Genomic DNA, 16341 nt, shown 5'->3' on the forward strand with positions numbered 1-16341 from the left:
GAGCTTGCCGCGTTAAAATCCCCGCATGAGCGAACGCATCTGGAAACCCAACGTCACGGTGGCGGCGCTGATCGAGGACAGGGGCCGCTTCCTGCTGGTTGAGGAACACACGTCTGCCGGTCTGATGCTGAACCAGCCGGCCGGTCACCTGGAAGAGGGCGAATCGCTGGTCGAGGCCTGCGCCCGCGAGGCGATGGAAGAAACCGCCCACCCCTTCACACCGCGCGAACTGGTGGGCATCTACCAGTGGCGCAGGCCGGACGGCGAGGTGACCTATCTGCGCTTCGCCTTTGCCGGCGAAGCCGGTGAGCAGATTGCCGGCCGCGCACTGGACGAGGGTATCGTCCGTGCGGTGTGGATGACGCCGGACGAGATCGAAGCCAGCCGCCACCGGCACCGCAGCCCGCTGGTCAGCGCCTGCGTGCAGGACTGGCTGGCCGGCATCCGGCTGCCGCTGTCTGCGCTCCGGCATTTCGGCTGATGCGCGGGTTGTTGGCGAGCCTGCTGGCGGCTTTGCCGCTGCTGGCTGCGGGCTCGGGCGAACAGACGCTGGAGGTGTGCTTCAACTACGGTTGCCAGAACACTCAGGCCGTGGTTTATGCGCCGGCGCAGATGCTGTCCCTGCACAGGGCACTGGACGGCAGTGCGGACGCGGCGGACGAGCGCGGGCGCCTGCAGTACGTGCTGGCCCGCATGTACCGCTGGGCGGGCGAACAGTCGCCGATACATGTGGATCGCGCCGGCGACTTCCTCGACGATGAAGTACACGGGCGCATGGACTGCATCGACCACGCCCACACGACCGACCGCATGCTGCGGGCGCTGCAGGCGGTCGGTGCGCTGAAATTCCACCGCGTGATCGACATCCAGCGGCGTACCAGCTGGGTCATCATGCAGCACTTCAGTGCGGCGATCGAAGATGCGGAGGGGCATCGTTACGCGGTCGATACCTGGTTTCGCGACCACGCCGAACCGGCGGTCGTGATGGATCTGAACAGATGGAAGGACGGGGGATACCCGGATGAATGAAGCACTCGCGGGCATCGCGCCCGGAAATGGCGAAACAGTGGTCGTCGGCCTGTCCGGCGGCGTCGATTCCTCAGTGTCGGCGCTGCTGCTGAAGCAGGCCGGCTACAGGGTGGTCGGCCTGTTCATGAAGAACTGGGAAGACGACGACACCGATGACTACTGTTCCACCCGGCAGGACCTGATCGACGCGGCGGCGGTGGCCGACGTGATCGGCATCGACTTCGAAGTGGTCAATTTCTCGGCCGAGTACAAGGACCGCGTGTTCGCCAGCTTCCTGCGCGAATACCAGGCCGGCCGCACGCCGAATCCGGACGTGCTGTGCAATGCCGAAATCAAGTTCGCCGCCTTTCTGGATCACGCGATGCAGCTGGGCGCCACCCGCATCGCCACCGGTCATTACGCGCAGGTGCGCGCTCAGGTTGGGGAATTCGAAGGCCGCTTCCAGCTCATGAAGGGCGAGGACGGCACCAAGGACCAGAGCTATTTCCTGCACCGGCTGAACCAGGCCCAGCTGTCGCGCACGCTGTTTCCGGTCGGTCACCTGTACAAGCGCGACGTGCGCCGCATCGCGGCCGACGCCGGGCTGGCCAATGCGGCGAAGAAGGACTCGACCGGCATCTGTTTCGTCGGCGAGCGCCCTTTCCGCGAATTCCTGCAGCGCTACCTGCCGGTCACGCCGGGCGAAATCCGCGATCTGGACAGCGAGCGGGTGCTCGGCCAGCACGACGGCCTGATGTATCACACGATAGGCCAGCGCAAGGGGCTGCGCATCGGCGGCCTCAAGGGCATGGCGGATGACGCCGGCGAGCACGACGCCTGGTATGCGGCGCGCAAGGACATGGAGAAGAACGTGCTCTACGTGGTGCGCGGTCACGACCATCCGGCGCTGCTGTCTGGCCGTCTGGTGGCGGCGGACCTGTCCTGGGTGTCCGGCGACGCGCCGCACACCCACTGGGTCTATGCCGCGAAAAGCCGTTATCGCCAGCCGGACGCGCCGTGCAGCATCGACGCGGTCGATGCGGACCGCTGCGAAGTCGTGTTCGCCGAGCCACAGTGGGCGGTCACGCCTGGTCAGAGCGTGGTGGTGTACGAGAGCAAGGTGTGTCTGGGCGGCGGCATCATCGTGTCATCGGCAGACTGAAATCCTGCCGATGACCGCGGACCGGGCGCGCTGCGCCGGTCCGCGGGAAAGCGATGGCGACCGCTCAGTCGTGCGGAACGGTGTCGGCGAAAGAGGCGCGCTGCTGCAGCTTGTCCTGCAGACGGGCCAGATTGGCGTGCGTGCTGCGCCAGTCCAGCGCCGGCTGGCGGAAATCGAGATAGCCCAGCGCGCAGCCAACCGCGATGTCGGCCAGCGAAATGGTGGTGCCGTGGCACCAGGCGTCGTCGCCGAGGTCGGCGGCCAGGGTGGTCAGCGCGCGCTCTATCTTCAGCTGCTGGCGGGCGGCCCAGCTTTCGCTGCGTTCGCCGTCGGCCCGGCGCCCTTCCAGCAGGATGGCCACTGCGGCGTCGATCAGACCGTCGGCCAGCGCTTCCCAGCGCTTGACCAGCGCCCGTTCGCGCGCCGGCGAGGGCAGCAGCTTGTTGTTGGGCGCCACGCCGTCGAGGTATTCGACGATCACGCGGGAATCGAACAGGCAGGTGTCGTCGTCCAGCACCAGCACCGGAATCTTGCCCAGCGGGTTGATGTCCGGCACACCGGTGGTGTCGGTCCACGGCGAATCGATCACGAATTCGTAGTCGATCTTCTTTTCCGCGAGCACGACGCGCGTCTTGCGCACGTAGGGGCTGGTATACGAACCGACGAGTTTCATGGACAGCACCGATTGACGACGCCGGAATTATACCGCCGGGTCGCCGGCAGCCGGACCGGACGCCTGGCGGGCACATGATAAAATTCGTGTTGCGTTGCACGACGCGACTGCGTCCTGCGCCTTTTCAGTCCATCTTTCCAGCAGGTTCCTCATGAGTTCCCACGCCCTTTCCGCGCTGTCGCCGCTCGACGGTCGCTACGCTGCCAAGCTCGATCCGCTGCGCGGCCATTTCAGCGAATACGGCCTGATCCGCAACCGCGTCCGCGTCGAGATCGCCTGGCTGTGCGCGCTGGCCGCCAGCGCCCAGATTCCGGAAGTGAAGGCCTTTTCGCAGGCCACGCTGGACGAGCTGGATGCGGTGATCCGCGAATTCAGCGTCGAGGACGCGGCCGCGATCAAGACCATTGAGGCGCGCACCAATCACGACGTGAAGGCGATGGAGTACTGGCTGAAGGAGCGCCTCGCGAAGAATGCCGAAGTGACCGGTGTGTCCGAGTTCATCCATTTCGCCTGTACCTCGGAAGACATCAACAACGTGTCGCACGCGCTGATGCTGGAAGAGGGCCGTCGCGACGTGCTGCTGCCGGCGCTGGACGCCGCCATCGAGCGGCTGCGCGGTCTGGCGCATGACCTGGCCGAGCTGCCCATGCTGTCGCGCACCCACGGCCAGCCCGCCAGCCCGACCACGCTGGGCAAGGAAATGGCCAATATCGCCGCCCGCCTGATGCGCGCCCGTGCCCGCATCGCCGCGGTCAGCATGACCGCCAAGTTCAATGGCGCGGTCGGCAACTACAACGCCCACCTGTCGGCCTACCCGGAAGTTGATTGGCCGCAGTTCAACCGCGCCTTCATCGAATCCTTCGGGCTGGAATTCAATCCCTACACCATCCAGATCGAGCCGCACGACGCGATGGCCGAACTGTTCGACGCGATGGCGCGCGCCAACACCATCCTGCTCGACGCCGCGCGTGATTTCTGGATGTACATCTCGCTCGGCTACTTCAAGCAGAAGCTGAAGGCCGGCGAGATCGGCAGCTCTACCATGCCGCACAAGGTGAATCCGATCGATTTCGAGAACGCCGAAGGCAATCTCGGTCTGGCCAACGCGGTGCTGCGCCACCTGTCGGAAAAGCTGCCGGTGTCGCGCATGCAGCGTGACCTGACCGATTCGACCGTGCTGCGCAATATGGGCGTGGCTTTCGGCTACAGCGTGCTGGCGCTGGATTCGCTGTCGCGCGGCCTGGGCAAGCTGCTGGCTGCACCGGAAGCGCTGGCGGCCGATCTCGACGCCTGCTGGGAAGTGCTGGCCGAGCCGGTGCAGACCGTCATGCGCCGCTATGGCGTGCCCAATCCGTACGAACAGCTTAAGGAACTGACCCGTGGCCGCGGCATCGACCGCGAAGGCCTGCACGCCTTCATCGCCACGCTGGACATTCCGGCAGCCGAGCGCGAACGCCTGCTGGCGATGACGCCGGCCAGCTACATCGGCGACGCCGTCCGCCTCGCCCGCGCCATCTGATCCAGCCGGGGCGCTGTCTCGTCCGGTGAGACGGGACAGCGCTCCGGTGCATTCATCGAGGACCTTTCATGAGTTTTGCCGATACCCTGAAAACGCTGCCCGGCGTGTCCCATCTGTCCGCTATCCAGCTGCTGGATGCCGCTGGCGAAGTGGTGGCCACCATCGAGAACAAGCCGGGTCAGGCCGGTTCGCTGGCGGTGTACAACCATCTGGCCCAGCTGCACGGCGCGATCAATGCCGACGCGGCCAAGCAGGGGCTGGACATCTACGGCGAGCACACCGCCGACGCGCAGGCCAATCCGGGCAAGCATCCGAACATCGACCGCCTGATTGACCTGATCGCCAGCGGTACGACGCTGCGCGTGAAGCAGGTGTTCGCCCAGCCCTGATCCAGGCGGGCGCCCAATAAAAAACCCGGCCGAAGCCGGGTTTTTTATTGTCTGCAAGCGGTCCTCAGACCACCGCTTCCTGCTTCTGCTTGGGCGGCTTCACCAGCTGTTCGCGCTTCACGCCCAGCCACATCACCAGCGGGCTGGCCACCAGCACCGACGAGTAGATGCCGAAGCAGATGCCGATGGTGAGCGCGACCGCGAAGTAGTGCAGGGCCTGGCCGCCGAACAGCAGCATGGACAGCACCATCATCTGGGTCGAACCGTGGGTGATGATGGTGCGCGAAATGGTGCTGGTGATCGCGTGATCCAGCACTTCGGGCACGCTCATCGTGCGCTTGCGCGGGTTGCGGAACACTTCGCGCACCCGGTCGAACACCACTACCGATTCGTTCACCGAATAGCCCAGCACCGCCAGCACCGCCGCCAGCACCGGCAGCGAGAACTCCCACTGGAAGGCGGCGAAGAAGCCCAGGATGATGACCACGTCGTGCAGGTTGGCGATGATGGCCGATACCGCGAAGCGCCACTCGAAACGCATGGCCAGGTAAAGCACGATGCCGAAAATCACCAGCATCAGCGCCAGCGAGCCGTCGGCGGCCAGCTCCTTGCCCACCTGCGGGCCGACGTACTCGACCCGGCGCAGTTCGGCTTTCGGGCCCTCGGCCTTGTCCAGCGTGGCCATCACCTGCTGGCTCACCTTGGCCGAATCGGTGTCCTTGACCAGCGGCAGGCGGATCATCACGTCGCGCGCGGTGCCGAAGTTCTGCACCTGCGGATCGCTGAAGCCGCTGTCGGTCAGCGCCTTGCGGACGGTTTCGAGATTGGGTGCTTCGCTGTAGTTCACCTCCATCAGCGTGCCGCCGGTGAATTCCACCGACAGATGCAGCCCGCGGGTGGCGAGGAAGAACACCGCCAGCAGGAAGGTGATGACCGAAATGGCGTTGAACACCAGCGCATTGCGCATGAAGGGGATGTCACGCCGGATACGGAAGAATTCCATGGCTGTTCAGCTTTCCTTGTATGCGGTTACGCGCCGGTGCCCGGCTTCCAGACGGTGCCGATGGACACCTTCTCGAGCTTGCGGGCACGGCCATAGACCAGATTCACCAGCGCACGCGACACCACCACAGCGCTGAACATCGAGGTCAGGATGCCCAGGCAGTGCACCACCGCGAAGCCGCGCACCGGGCCGGAACCGAAGATGAGCAGCGCCAGGCCGGCGATCAGCGTGGTGATGTTGGAGTCGAGAATGGTGGCCCAGGCGCGGTCGTAGCCGGCGGAGATCGCCGCCTGCGGACTCACGCCATTGCGCAGTTCTTCGCGCACCCGCTCGTTGATCAGTACGTTGGCGTCGATCGCCATGCCCAGCGTGAGCGCGATGGCGGCGATGCCGGGCAGCGTCAGCGTGGCCTGCAGGAGCGACAGCAGCGCGATCAGGAACAGCAGGTTGGCGGCCAGCGCGGCGGACGAAATGAAGCCGAACACCATGTAGTAGCCGATCATGAACACCGCGATCGCGATGAAGCCCCACAGCGTCGAGTGGAAGCCCTTGTCGATGTTCTCCGCACCCAGCGACGGGCCGATCACGCGTTCCTCGATGATGTCCATCGGCGCGGCCAGCGCACCGGAGCGGATCAGGATGGCCAGCGTATTGGTTTCCTGCGGGCTGAACTGGCCGGTGATCTGGAAGCGGTCACCGAATTCGCCCTGGATGGTGGCGACCGAAATGGCTTCGCCGCGGCCCTTCTCGAACAGCAGAATGGCCATCATCTTCTTCAGGTTTTCGCGGGTGACCGTGCGCATGATGCGACCGCCGGTCGAATCCAGCTTCACCGCGACCGCCGGACGGTTGGCGTCATCGAACGAGGCCTGGGCGGTTTCGAAGCGCTCGCCGGTCAGGATGACCTGCTTCTTCACCGGCACCTGGGTCACCACACCGTTGCGCGCGCGCTCCGGATAGACCTCGAGGCCTTCGGCGTTGCCGCTGATCATGGCTTCCTGGTCGACCAGACGCACTTCCAGCGTGGCGGTGCGGCCGATCAGATCCTTGGCCTTGGCCACGTCCTGCACGCCCGGCAGCTGAACGACGATGCGGTCCGCGCCCTGCTGCTGGATGATGGGTTCGGCCACGCCCAGTTCGTTCACGCGCTTCTGCAGCGTCAGGATGTTCTGCTTGATCGCCGATTCGCGGATGTCCTTCTCGGCGATCGGCTTCATGCGGCCGGTCAGCACGTAATCGGCGCCGGATTCGCTGAGCGTCCATGCCAGGTCGGGCAGCGTGTCTTCCACCTTGCCGCGCGCCGCGTCGCGGCCGTCGGCGTCGCGGAAGTGCAGCGTGATGGTGTCGCCTTCACGGTTGATGCCGCCGTGGCGCACGTTCTTCTCGCGCAGCTGGATGCGCAGGTCGGAGGCCATCGAATCGAGGCGCTTGGTCATCGCGCCCTTCATGTCCACCTGCAGCAGGAAGTGCACGCCACCGCGCAGATCCAGACCCAGATACATCGGCTTGGCGCCGGCATGCGACAGCCAGGACGGCGACTTGGACAGCAGGTTCAGCGCCACCACGTACTTGGCATCGGCCGCGTCCGGGTTGAGTGCCTTTTCGAGCACGTCGCGGGTCTTGAGCTGGGTGTCGGGGTCGGCCAGACGTACGCGCACACCGCTGGTGTCCAGCGTGATGCCGGTGTGGGCGATGGCGGCGTCCTTCAGCGTGTTCTCGACCTGGGACATCAGGTTCGCATCGAGCGTGACGCCGGTGCGCGCGGTCGACACCTGCACTGCAGGGGCCTCGCCGTAGAAATTGGGCAGCGTGTAGATCAGCCCGAGCAGCAGCGCCACGATCACCAGCGCGTTTTTCCAGAGCGGGTAGCGGTTCATTGCGAGGCAGGAACGGAAAGAGGAGGGAGGCCGGCGGATGGATGCCGCCGGCGACGAGGGCTTACAGCGCCTTCAGCGTGCCCTTGGGCAGCACGGTGGAGACGGCCTGACGCTGGAGGGTGATTTCGACGTTCGGCGCCACTTCGACGCTGACGAAGTTGTCGCCGACCTTGACGATGCGACCGGCCACACCACCCTGGGTGACGACTTCGTCACCCTTGGCCAGCGCTTCGACCATGGTCTTGTGTTCCTTGGCACGCTTCATCTGCGGGCGGATCATCAGGAACCACAGCACCACGAACATCAGGATGATGGGCAGAAAGCCCATGATGCCGCCGGTCGGATCGGCAGCAGCGCCGGCAGCCTGGGCATAGGCGGGGGAAATGAGCACAGGGGTCTCCGCGGGTAATTATTGGAAAGCGCGCGAGTATATCAGCCGCGTCCGACAGCCCCGGGACAGAGGAATTCCCGGGGGCGGTTCGCATTACACGCCGCGCTGGCGTTCTGCCAGGAAGGCGGCCGACCATTCGGCGTAGCGTCCGCCCTCGATCGCCTCGCGCGCCTCGCGGGTGAACTGCTGGTAGAAGTGCAGGTTGTGCAGCGTATTCAGCCGCGCGCCCAGCATTTCGTTGCAGCGGTGCAGATGGTGCAGGTAGGCGCGGGTGTAGCGGCTGCAGGTGTGGCATTCGCAGCTTGCGTCCACCGGGCCGGTGTCGTCCTTGTAGCGGGCGTTCTTCAGCTTGAGGTCGCCGTAACGGGTGAACAGCCAGCCATTGCGCGCGTTGCGGGTGGGCATGACGCAGTCGAACATGTCGATGCCGTGCGCGATCGCGTGCACGATGTCTTCCGGCGTGCCCACGCCCATCAGGTAATGCGGCGCGCCTTCCGGCAGCTTCGGGCCGGTGTGGGCCAGGATGCGCTGCATGTCCTCCTTCGGTTCGCCGACCGACAGCCCGCCGATGGCGTAGCCGTCGAAGCCGATGTCCTTCAGTCCGGCCAGCGACTCGTCGCGCAGGTCTTCATGCATGCCGCCCTGCACGATGGCGAACAGCGCATTCGTGTTGCCCAGACTGTCGTGCGCGTCGCGCGAGCGGCGCGCCCAGCGCAGGCTGAGCCGCATCGATTCGGCGGCGGTCGGGTGATCGGCCGGGTAGGGTGTGCACTCATCGAAAATCATCACCACGTCGGAATTCAGGTCGTGCTGGATGCGCATCGACTCCTCCGGCGTCAGCATGAGCTTGTCACCGTTGATCGGGCTGGCGAAGCGCACGCCTTCTTCGGTGATCTTGCGCAGCGCGCCGAGCGAGAACACCTGGAAGCCGCCGGAGTCGGTCAGGATGGGCCGCTCCCAGCCCATGAAGCGGTGCAGGCCGCCGTGCTTGCGGACGATGTCGGTGCCCGGGCGCAGCCACAGGTGGAAGGTGTTGCCGAGCACGATGCGCGCGCCCATGTCTTCCAGCTCCACCGGGTCCATGCCCTTGACCGTGCCATAGGTGCCGACCGGCATGAAAACCGGGGTGTCGACGGTGCCGTGGGCCAGCGTGAGCCGGCCGCGGCGGGCGAGGCCATCGCGGGCCAGCAGATCAAACTTCATCGTCATCCTTCATGCGCGCCGGAATGAACATGGCGTCGCCGTAACTGAAAAAGCGGTAGCGCTGCGCGATCGCGTGCGCGTAGGCGTCGAACATGCGGCGCCGTCCGGCCAGCGCCGACACCAGCATGAGCAGCGTCGACTTCGGCAGGTGGAAATTGGTGAGCAGGCCGTCGATCACCCGGAAGCTGTAGCCGGGCGTGATGAACAGTCGGGTATCGCCGCTGCAGGCGGTCAGCGGGCCGTCGCCGCAGGCGGCCGCGGCCGATTCCAGGCAGCGCAGGCTGGTGGTGCCGACAGCGATCACCCGGCCGCCGGTGGCGCGGGTGTCGGCGATGGCCTGCGCGGTGTCGGCCGACAGCTGGAAGCGCTCGCTGTGCATGTGGTGTTCGGCCAGGTTTTCGACCCGTACCGGCTGGAAGGTGCCGGCGCCCACGTGCAGCGTGACGCGGGCGGTGCGGACGCCGCGCGTCTCCACCGCGGCCAGCAGGGCGTCGTCGAAATGCAGCCCCGCCGTCGGGGCGGCCACCGAGCCGGTTTCGCGCGCGAACACGGTCTGGTAGCGGTTTTCGTCCGCTTCCGCGGCCGCGCGGTCGATGTAGGGCGGCAGCGGCAGCCGTCCGTGGCGTTCCAGCAGGTCGAGCAGCGGCGCAGCGCTCAGGCTGCGCAGCATGAAGAACTCGCCCTCGCGGCCGAGTACCTCGACCTCGAATGCGTCTTCCAGCGTCAGCCGGCTGCCCGGCTTCGGCGTCTTGCTGGCACGTACCTGGGCCAGCGCCTCGTGCTCGCCGGTCAGCCGCTCGACCAGCACTTCGACCTGGCCGCCGCTGTCCTTGCGGCCGTACAGCCGCGCGTGCATGACCCGGGTGTCGTTGAACACCAGCAGGTCGCCCGGATTCAGCCACTGCGGCAGGTCGCGGATGTGCGCGTCAGTCGGCGCGCGGTCGCCCAGTACCAGCAGACGGCTGGCGCTGCGCTCGGGCAGTGGCGCCTGCGCGATCAGGTCGTCGGGCAGCGTGTAATCGAAGTCAGAAAGCGTGAGCACGGCGTAGAACGGGGCGGAAAAGCGCGAAAAAACCGCGCATTGTACCGCCGGCGGCCTTGCCGGACCGCAGCGGCAGCCCGCATAATCCGCCTCCTTCCCGGCCGGGATGGCGGAATCGGTAGACGCAGCGGATTCAAAATCCGCCGCCGCAAGGTGTGGGGGTTCGAGTCCCCCTCCCGGCACCACTCGGGTTTATTGCGGTTTCGCGCAACGCGAAACAATGCGAAATATCAGGCGCTTATCTCCGGCGTCGCGTTCCAAACTTGAACGCCGAGCAATCATTAATTAGCCTGTCGCTACCCGCAATTTACCCGCGGGATTCCCCGCGCTCTATCGGCGTGCCTGTCGCGCACAGGTATACTTGCGCGTTTCCCACGCGCATCCCGCTTCCGTTCATCCCGTGCAGGTTTTCCGCGCAATCCCTTCGGTCGCTGACAGGCCGGTCGTTCTGACCATCGGCAATTTCGATGGTGTGCACCTCGGTCACCGGGCGCTGCTGGCGCAGCTGTCCGCGAAGGCGCGCGCGCTGGGCGTGCCGGCCGCTGTGATGACCTTCGAGCCGCATCCGCGTGAATTCTTCATGCACGAAAAGCGGCCGACCCGGCTGACCAGCCTGCGCGAAAAGCTGGAGCTGTTCCGGCAGGCCGGGGTCGAGCGGGTGTACGTGTGCCGCTTCAATGCCCGCTTCGCCGCGCTCAGCGCCCATGCTTTCGTCGATGACCTGCTGGTGCGCGGGCTGGCGGTGCGTCACCTCATCATCGGCGACGATTTCCGCTTCGGCCGTGGCCGCGAGGGCGATTTCCAGCGGCTGTGCGAAGCTGGCGAACTGCACGGTTTTGGCGTGGCCAGCATGGATACGGTGGAAATCGGCGGCGAGCGCGCCTCCAGTTCCGCCGTGCGCGAGGCGCTGGAACAGGGCGATCTGGCGCGGGCCGAACGCCTGCTCGGTCGTCCGTACGCGATCAGTGGCCGGGTCGAACACGGCCAGAAGATCGGCCGTCAGCTCGGCTTCCCGACCGCCAACATCCAGCTCAAGCACCGTTCGCTGCCGCTGGCCGGCATCTACGCGGTGACCGTGACCGGTGGTGGCCTGGTCGATGCGCCGGGCGCGGCCAGTGTGGGCGTGCGCCCGACCATCGCCGACGGCCTGAAGCCGACCTGCGAGGTGTATGTACTGGACCGCGACGTGGATCTGTACGACCAGCACGTGTCGGTGCGCTTCTGTCGCAAGCTGCGCGACGAGGCCCGCTACGAAGGCCTGGAGGCACTGCGCGAAGCGATCGCGCAGGACGTGGTGAACACCCGCGCGTGGTTCGCGCAAAACCCGATTTCCGAAGACTGAAACTGGCTGATCAAGATGGCTGATTACCGCACGACGCTGAACCTGCCCGACACCGCCTTCCCGATGCGCGGCGACCTGCCCAAGCGCGAACCCGGCTGGGTTCAGCAGTGGCAGCAGAGCCAGCTCTACAAGCGCATCCGCGAAAAGGCCGCCGGCCGCCCGAAGTTCGTGCTGCACGACGGCCCGCCGTACGCGAACGGCGACATCCACCTCGGCCACGCGGTGAACAAGATCCTGAAGGACATCATTGTCCGCTCGAAGACGCTGGCCGGTTTCGACGCGCCCTACGTGCCGGGCTGGGACTGCCACGGTCTGCCGATCGAGCACCAGATCGAGAAGAAGCACGGCAAGAACCTGCCGGCCTCTGAAGTGCGCAAGCTGAGCCGTGCCTTTGCCGGCGAACAGGTGGAGATCCAGAAGAAGGGCTTCATCCGCCTCGGCGTGCTGGCCGACTGGGACCGCCCCTACCGCACAATGGATTTCGGCAACGAGGCGGGCGAAATCCGCGCGCTGGCCGAAATGGTGAAGAAGGGCTGGGTGTATCGCGGCCTGAAGCCGGTGAACTGGTGTTTCGACTGCGGTTCGGCGCTGGCCGAAGCAGAGGTCGAGTACCAGGACAAGGGCAGCCCGGCGGTCGACGTCGGCTTCCCGATCTCTGAGCGCGAGCGCGGCCGGCTGGCCGCCGCCTTCGGCCTGGCCGAACTGCCTGCCGGCAGCGTGCATGCGGTGATCTGGACCACCACGCCCTGGACCATTCCGGCCAACCAGGCGCTGAACATGCACCCGGAGCACGTATATGCGCTGGTGCAGACCGACGCCGGCTGTCTGGTGCTGGCCGAGGCGCTGGTCGAACAGAGCCTGAAGCGCTACGGCCGCGAGGGCCGCGTGCTGGCCACCGCCACTGGCGACAAGCTTGAACGCATCGCCTTCCACCATCCGCTGTACGAGCGTGAGTCGCCGGTCTTCCTGGCCGACTACGTGGGCATCGACGCAGGCACCGGCGTCGTGCACTGCGCGCCGGCCTATGGTGTGGATGACTTCAACTCCTGCATGAAGAACGGCCTCACCGTGGCCGACGTGCTGAGTCCGGTGCAGAGCAACGGCGTGTATGCCGAATCGCTGCCCTTCTTCGGCGGCCTGCATATCTGGAAGGCCAACCCGGTCATCGTCGACAAGCTGGCCGAGGTCGGCGCGCTGTTCTCGCACGAGAAGATCCAGCACAGCTACATGCACTGCTGGCGCCACAAGACGCCGCTGATCTACCGCGCCACCGCGCAGTGGTTCGTCGGCATGGATCTGAAGCCCGAAGGCGGCCCCAGCCTGCGTGAGTCGGCGCTGGCCGCGATCGAGAACACCGCCTTCTATCCGGACTGGGGCAAGGCGCGGCTGGCCGCGATGATCGCCAACCGGCCGGACTGGTGCATCTCGCGCCAGCGCAACTGGGGCGTGCCGATTCCGTTCTTCATCCACCGCGAAAGCGGCGAGCTGCATCCGCGCACGGTCGAACTGATGGATGCGGTGGCGCAGCGCGTCGACGCCGAGGGCATCGACGCCTGGTTCAATCTGGATGCCGCCGAACTGCTGGGTGCCGACGCGGTGCAGTACGAGAAGATCAGCGACACGCTGGACGTGTGGTTCGATTCCGGCGCCACCCACTGGCACGTGCTGCGCGGCTCGCACGCCGATCTGGCGCGCACCGACGGCGGTCCGGTGGCCGACCTCTACCTCGAAGGTTCGGACCAGCACCGCGGCTGGTTCCATTCCTCGCTGCTGACCGGCTGCGCGATCGACGGCCAGGCGCCTTACCGCGCGCTGCTGACCCACGGCTTCACGGTCGATGCGCAGGGCCGCAAGATGTCGAAGTCACTCGGCAACGGCATCGAGCCGCAGGAAGTCGGCAACAAGCTGGGCATCGAAATCCTGCGCCTGTGGCTGGCCTCGACCGACTACTCGGGCGAACTGTCGATCTCGAAGGAAATTCTCGACCGCGTGGTCGAAACCTACCGCCGGCTGCGCAATACGGTGCGCTTCCTGCTCGCCAACATCGCCGATTTCGACGCCCAGGCCGACATGCTGCCGGCCGACCAGTGGCTCACCATCGACCGCTATGCGCTGGCGCTGACCCGCGACCTGCAGGCGCGCGTAACCGCCGATTACGACCAGTACGAATTCCACCGCGTGGTGCAGGCGCTGCAGCACTTCGCGTCGGAAGATCTCGGCGCCTTCTACCTCGACGTGCTGAAGGACCGCCTGTACACGACCGCACCGGGTTCGCATGCCCGCCGTTCGGCGCAGTCGGCGCTGTGGCACATCACCCAGACCCTGGTGCGCCTGATGGCGCCGGTGCTGGCTTTCACCGCCGAAGAAATCTGGACCGTGCTCGGCGACAAGTCGGCCGACAGCGTCATGCTCACCACCTGGCACGCGCTGCCGGAACAGGCTGGCGAAGCGGCGCTCATGGCCCGCTGGAGCCGCATCCGTGCGCTGCGGGCAGAATCGGCGCGGGTGCTGGAAAGCCTCCGTTCGGAAGGCGGTATCGGTTCGTCGCTGCAGGCCGAGGTCGACGTGCGCGCCGCTGGCGACCTGCACGACGATCTGGCTGCGCTGGGCGACGACCTGCGCTTCGTGCTCATCACGTCGGCGGCCACGCTGGTCAGGGTGGGCAGCGAGGCGGAGCAGGGCGTGACCGCGCGTCCGAGTGCGCACGCCAAGTGCGCCCGCTGCTGGCATTACCGTGCCGATGTGGGCAGCAATGCCGAACACCCGGAACTGTGCGGCCGTTGCGATGCCAATCTGCACGGTGCGGGCGAAGCCCGCGAACACGCCTGAAAACGATGAATGCACGCCTTGCCGGCTGGCTCGCCCTGTCCGCCTTCGTGGTCGGGGCAGACCAGCTCACCAAATACCTGATCTCGAACTGGCTCAGCTACGGTCAGAGCTGGTCGGTCACCCGCTTTTTCGATCTGGTGCTGGTGTACAACCCCGGTGCAGCCTTCAGCTTTCTGGCCGACCATGACGGCTGGCAGCGCTGGTTCTTCATCGTGCTCACCTCCAGCGTGTCGGTCTGGCTCTTCCTGCTGATGCGCAAGCACGCGAAGGAAGTGGTGCTGCCGCTCGGTCTGGCGCTCATCCTGGGTGGCGCCATCGGCAACCTGATCGACCGGGTGCTGCTCGGCGCGGTGGTCGACTTCCTGTATTTTCATGCCGGGAGCCGCGGCTTCCCGGCGTTCAACGTGGCCGATTCGGCCATCACGGCAGGTGTGGTGCTGATGCTCGCGGACCAGTTCGGTCTGGCGGCGCGCACCACCCGTGCGGAGACGGAATCATGAGCAACACGATCAAGGCCGACAGTCTGGTCACCCTGCATTTCCGCGTGGCGCTGCCCGAAGGCGGCCAGGCGCTGATCAGCACCTTCGAATCGACGCCGGCCACGCTGCAGCTGGGCAGCGGCGAACTGGCTCCGGCGCTCGAAGCGCGGCTGGCCGGGCTGGAAGTGGGCAGCCGCCACGTGTTCGATCTCGGACCGGGCGAGGTGTTCGGCGAGCACAAGGCCGATCTGGTCGAGCGCTTCGCGCGCCGCGACATCCCGGCCGATATCGAACTGGACGTGCATTCGGTGATCGAATTCACCGACAACGACGGCAACAAGTTTCCGGGCCTGGTGCGCGAACTGGACGAACAGTCCGCGCTGATCGACTTCAACCATCCGCTGGCCGGCCGCGCCGTGCGTTTCGAAGTGGAGGTGATCGGTGTCTCCTGAACAGGACAGCATGGAAGTGCTGCTGGCCAATCCGCGCGGCTTCTGTGCCGGCGTGGAGCGCGCCATCGCCATCGTCGAGCGCGCGCTGGAGCAGTACGGCGCGCCGATCTACGTGCGTCACGAAGTCGTCCACAACAAGTTCGTGGTCGACAGCCTGCGTGCCAAGGGCGCCATCTTCATCGACGACCTGGCCGATGTGCCGGCGGGCGCCACCCTCATCTTCAGCGCGCACGGCGTGCCGCAGGCGGTCCGCCACGACGCCGGTTCGCGCGGCCTGCGCGTGTTCGACGCCACCTGCCCGCTGGTGACCAAGGTGCATGTCGAAGTGGCCAAGATGCGCGACGCTGGCCGCGAAATCGTCATGATCGGCCACAAGGGGCACCCGGAAGTCGAAGGCACCATGGGTCAGTCCGAGGGCGGCATGCATCTGGTCGAAACCGTGGCTGACGTGCAGACGCTGCAGGTGAGCGATCCGGAAAAGCTGGCCTATGTCACCCAGACCACGCTGTCGGTCGATGACGCCCAGACCATCGTAGACGCGCTGCGTGCGCGTTTTCCGACCATCGTCGGCCCTAAGCGCGACGACATCTGCTACGCCACCCAGAACCGGCAGGACGCGGTCAAGTTCATGGCACCACGCAGCGATCTGGTGCTGGTGGTCGGTTCGCCCAACAGCTCGAATTCGAACCGCCTGCGCGAAGTGGCCGAACAGTTCGGCGTGCCGGCCTATCTGATCGACAACGCCGGCCAGATCGACCCTTCGTGGCTCGACGGGCGCAAGCGGGTGGGTGTGACCGCGGGTGCTTCGGCGCCGGAGGTGCTGGTCGATGCGGTGATCGCACGACTGCGCGAACTGGGCGCCGCTTCGGTGCGCACGCTGGACGGCACGCCGGAAAACGTGAACTTCCCGCTGCCGAAGGAACTTGCACAGACTTGATCCAGGTCTTTGCGCGCTTGCGTGGCCTTTCATAT

Annotated in this window: 16 protein-coding genes and 1 tRNA gene; 11 read left to right on the top strand and 6 right to left on the bottom strand. The window is 66.1% G+C overall.

The genetic code is table 11. From position 1 onward, the window contains the following. Window positions 1-25: 25 nt before the first annotated feature. Genes METUNV2_RS0104915 through mnmA form a run of 3 tightly spaced genes read left to right on the top strand, consistent with a single transcriptional unit; the run spans window position 26 to window position 2170 of the window. On the top strand, window positions 26-481 hold the full coding sequence (locus METUNV2_RS0104915) for an NUDIX hydrolase (protein ID WP_018228382.1): 456 nt from the start codon (window positions 26-28) through the stop codon (window positions 479-481). Next, window positions 481-1029, top strand: coding sequence for a hypothetical protein (locus METUNV2_RS0104920; protein ID WP_026187875.1), 549 nt, complete (start codon window positions 481-483; stop codon window positions 1027-1029). The genes METUNV2_RS0104915 and METUNV2_RS0104920 overlap by 1 nt, the downstream gene beginning before the upstream one ends. Beyond that, a complete protein-coding gene (gene mnmA / locus METUNV2_RS0104925; protein ID WP_018228384.1) occupies window positions 1022-2170 on the top strand; it encodes a tRNA 2-thiouridine(34) synthase MnmA in 1149 nt (382 codons plus the stop codon). The genes METUNV2_RS0104920 and mnmA overlap by 8 nt, the downstream gene beginning before the upstream one ends. Window positions 2171-2234: 64 nt before the next feature. Here the strand turns inward: mnmA and METUNV2_RS0104930 are convergent, their stop codons facing one another. Then, complete coding sequence (locus tag METUNV2_RS0104930; protein ID WP_026187877.1) at window positions 2235-2843, bottom strand: glutathione S-transferase; 609 nt, start codon at window positions 2841-2843, stop codon at window positions 2235-2237. Window positions 2844-2994: 151 nt separating this feature from the next. Here METUNV2_RS0104930 and purB point away from each other — a divergent pair, with 151 nt between their 5' ends. After that, on the top strand, window positions 2995-4362 hold the full coding sequence (purB, locus tag METUNV2_RS0104935) for an adenylosuccinate lyase (protein WP_018228386.1): 1368 nt from the start codon (window positions 2995-2997) through the stop codon (window positions 4360-4362). A 68-nt stretch (window positions 4363-4430) separates the two neighbouring features. Then, window positions 4431-4751, top strand: a complete 321-nt coding sequence (locus METUNV2_RS0104940) for a DUF2322 family protein (protein ID WP_018228387.1) — start codon at window positions 4431-4433, stop codon at window positions 4749-4751. 64 nt (window positions 4752-4815) lie between these two features. Here METUNV2_RS0104940 and secF read toward each other — a convergent pair whose 3' ends face one another. The 5 genes from secF to queA form a co-directional block, all read right to left on the bottom strand. Next, window positions 4816-5754 (bottom strand): protein translocase subunit SecF, encoded by a 939-nt coding sequence (gene secF / locus METUNV2_RS0104945; RefSeq protein ID WP_018228388.1) that lies wholly within the window; start codon window positions 5752-5754, stop codon window positions 4816-4818. Window positions 5755-5780: 26 nt separating this feature from the next. After that, window positions 5781-7631 (bottom strand): protein translocase subunit SecD, encoded by a 1851-nt coding sequence (secD, locus tag METUNV2_RS0104950; RefSeq protein WP_018228389.1) that lies wholly within the window; start codon window positions 7629-7631, stop codon window positions 5781-5783. Window positions 7632-7692: 61 nt separating this feature from the next. Further along, the gene (yajC, locus tag METUNV2_RS0104955) at window positions 7693-8022 is read right to left on the bottom strand and encodes a preprotein translocase subunit YajC (RefSeq protein WP_018228390.1); all 330 of its coding nucleotides are present in this window, start codon (window positions 8020-8022) and stop codon (window positions 7693-7695) included. Window positions 8023-8115: 93 nt separating this feature from the next. Further along, a complete protein-coding gene (gene tgt, locus METUNV2_RS0104960) occupies window positions 8116-9225 on the bottom strand; it encodes a tRNA guanosine(34) transglycosylase Tgt (RefSeq protein ID WP_018228391.1) in 1110 nt (369 codons plus the stop codon). Next, window positions 9215-10267, bottom strand: a complete 1053-nt coding sequence (gene queA, locus METUNV2_RS0104965; RefSeq protein WP_018228392.1) for a tRNA preQ1(34) S-adenosylmethionine ribosyltransferase-isomerase QueA — start codon at window positions 10265-10267, stop codon at window positions 9215-9217. Before queA ends, tgt begins: the two co-directional genes overlap by 11 nt. Before the next feature lie 100 nt (window positions 10268-10367). Between queA and METUNV2_RS0104970 the strand changes: the two genes are divergently transcribed. From METUNV2_RS0104970 to ispH, 6 genes are all read left to right on the top strand, one after another. Further along, a tRNA-Leu gene (locus tag METUNV2_RS0104970) sits at window positions 10368-10452 on the top strand. A gap of 215 nt (window positions 10453-10667) precedes the next feature. Further along, the gene (locus METUNV2_RS0104975) at window positions 10668-11609 is read left to right on the top strand and encodes a bifunctional riboflavin kinase/FAD synthetase (protein ID WP_018228393.1); all 942 of its coding nucleotides are present in this window, start codon (window positions 10668-10670) and stop codon (window positions 11607-11609) included. A gap of 15 nt (window positions 11610-11624) precedes the next feature. Beyond that, window positions 11625-14438: an isoleucine--tRNA ligase gene (ileS, locus tag METUNV2_RS0104980; RefSeq protein ID WP_018228394.1), complete on the top strand. Its 2814-nt coding sequence runs from the start codon at window positions 11625-11627 to the stop codon at window positions 14436-14438. Between the two features lie 5 nt (window positions 14439-14443). Further along, on the top strand, window positions 14444-14938 hold the full coding sequence (gene lspA / locus METUNV2_RS0104985; RefSeq protein ID WP_018228395.1) for a signal peptidase II: 495 nt from the start codon (window positions 14444-14446) through the stop codon (window positions 14936-14938). Then, window positions 14935-15369 (top strand): FKBP-type peptidyl-prolyl cis-trans isomerase, encoded by a 435-nt coding sequence (locus tag METUNV2_RS0104990; RefSeq protein ID WP_018228396.1) that lies wholly within the window; start codon window positions 14935-14937, stop codon window positions 15367-15369. The genes lspA and METUNV2_RS0104990 overlap by 4 nt, the downstream gene beginning before the upstream one ends. Before the next feature lie 10 nt (window positions 15370-15379). Continuing rightward, entirely contained in the window at window positions 15380-16306 is a 927-nt protein-coding gene (gene ispH, locus METUNV2_RS0104995; protein ID WP_018228397.1) for a 4-hydroxy-3-methylbut-2-enyl diphosphate reductase, read from the top strand. The last annotated feature ends 35 nt before the right edge of the window (window positions 16307-16341 follow it).

The sequence above is a fragment of the Methyloversatilis universalis EHg5 genome (assembly GCF_000378945.1).
Lineage (GTDB): Bacteria > Pseudomonadota > Gammaproteobacteria > Burkholderiales > Rhodocyclaceae > Methyloversatilis > Methyloversatilis universalis_A.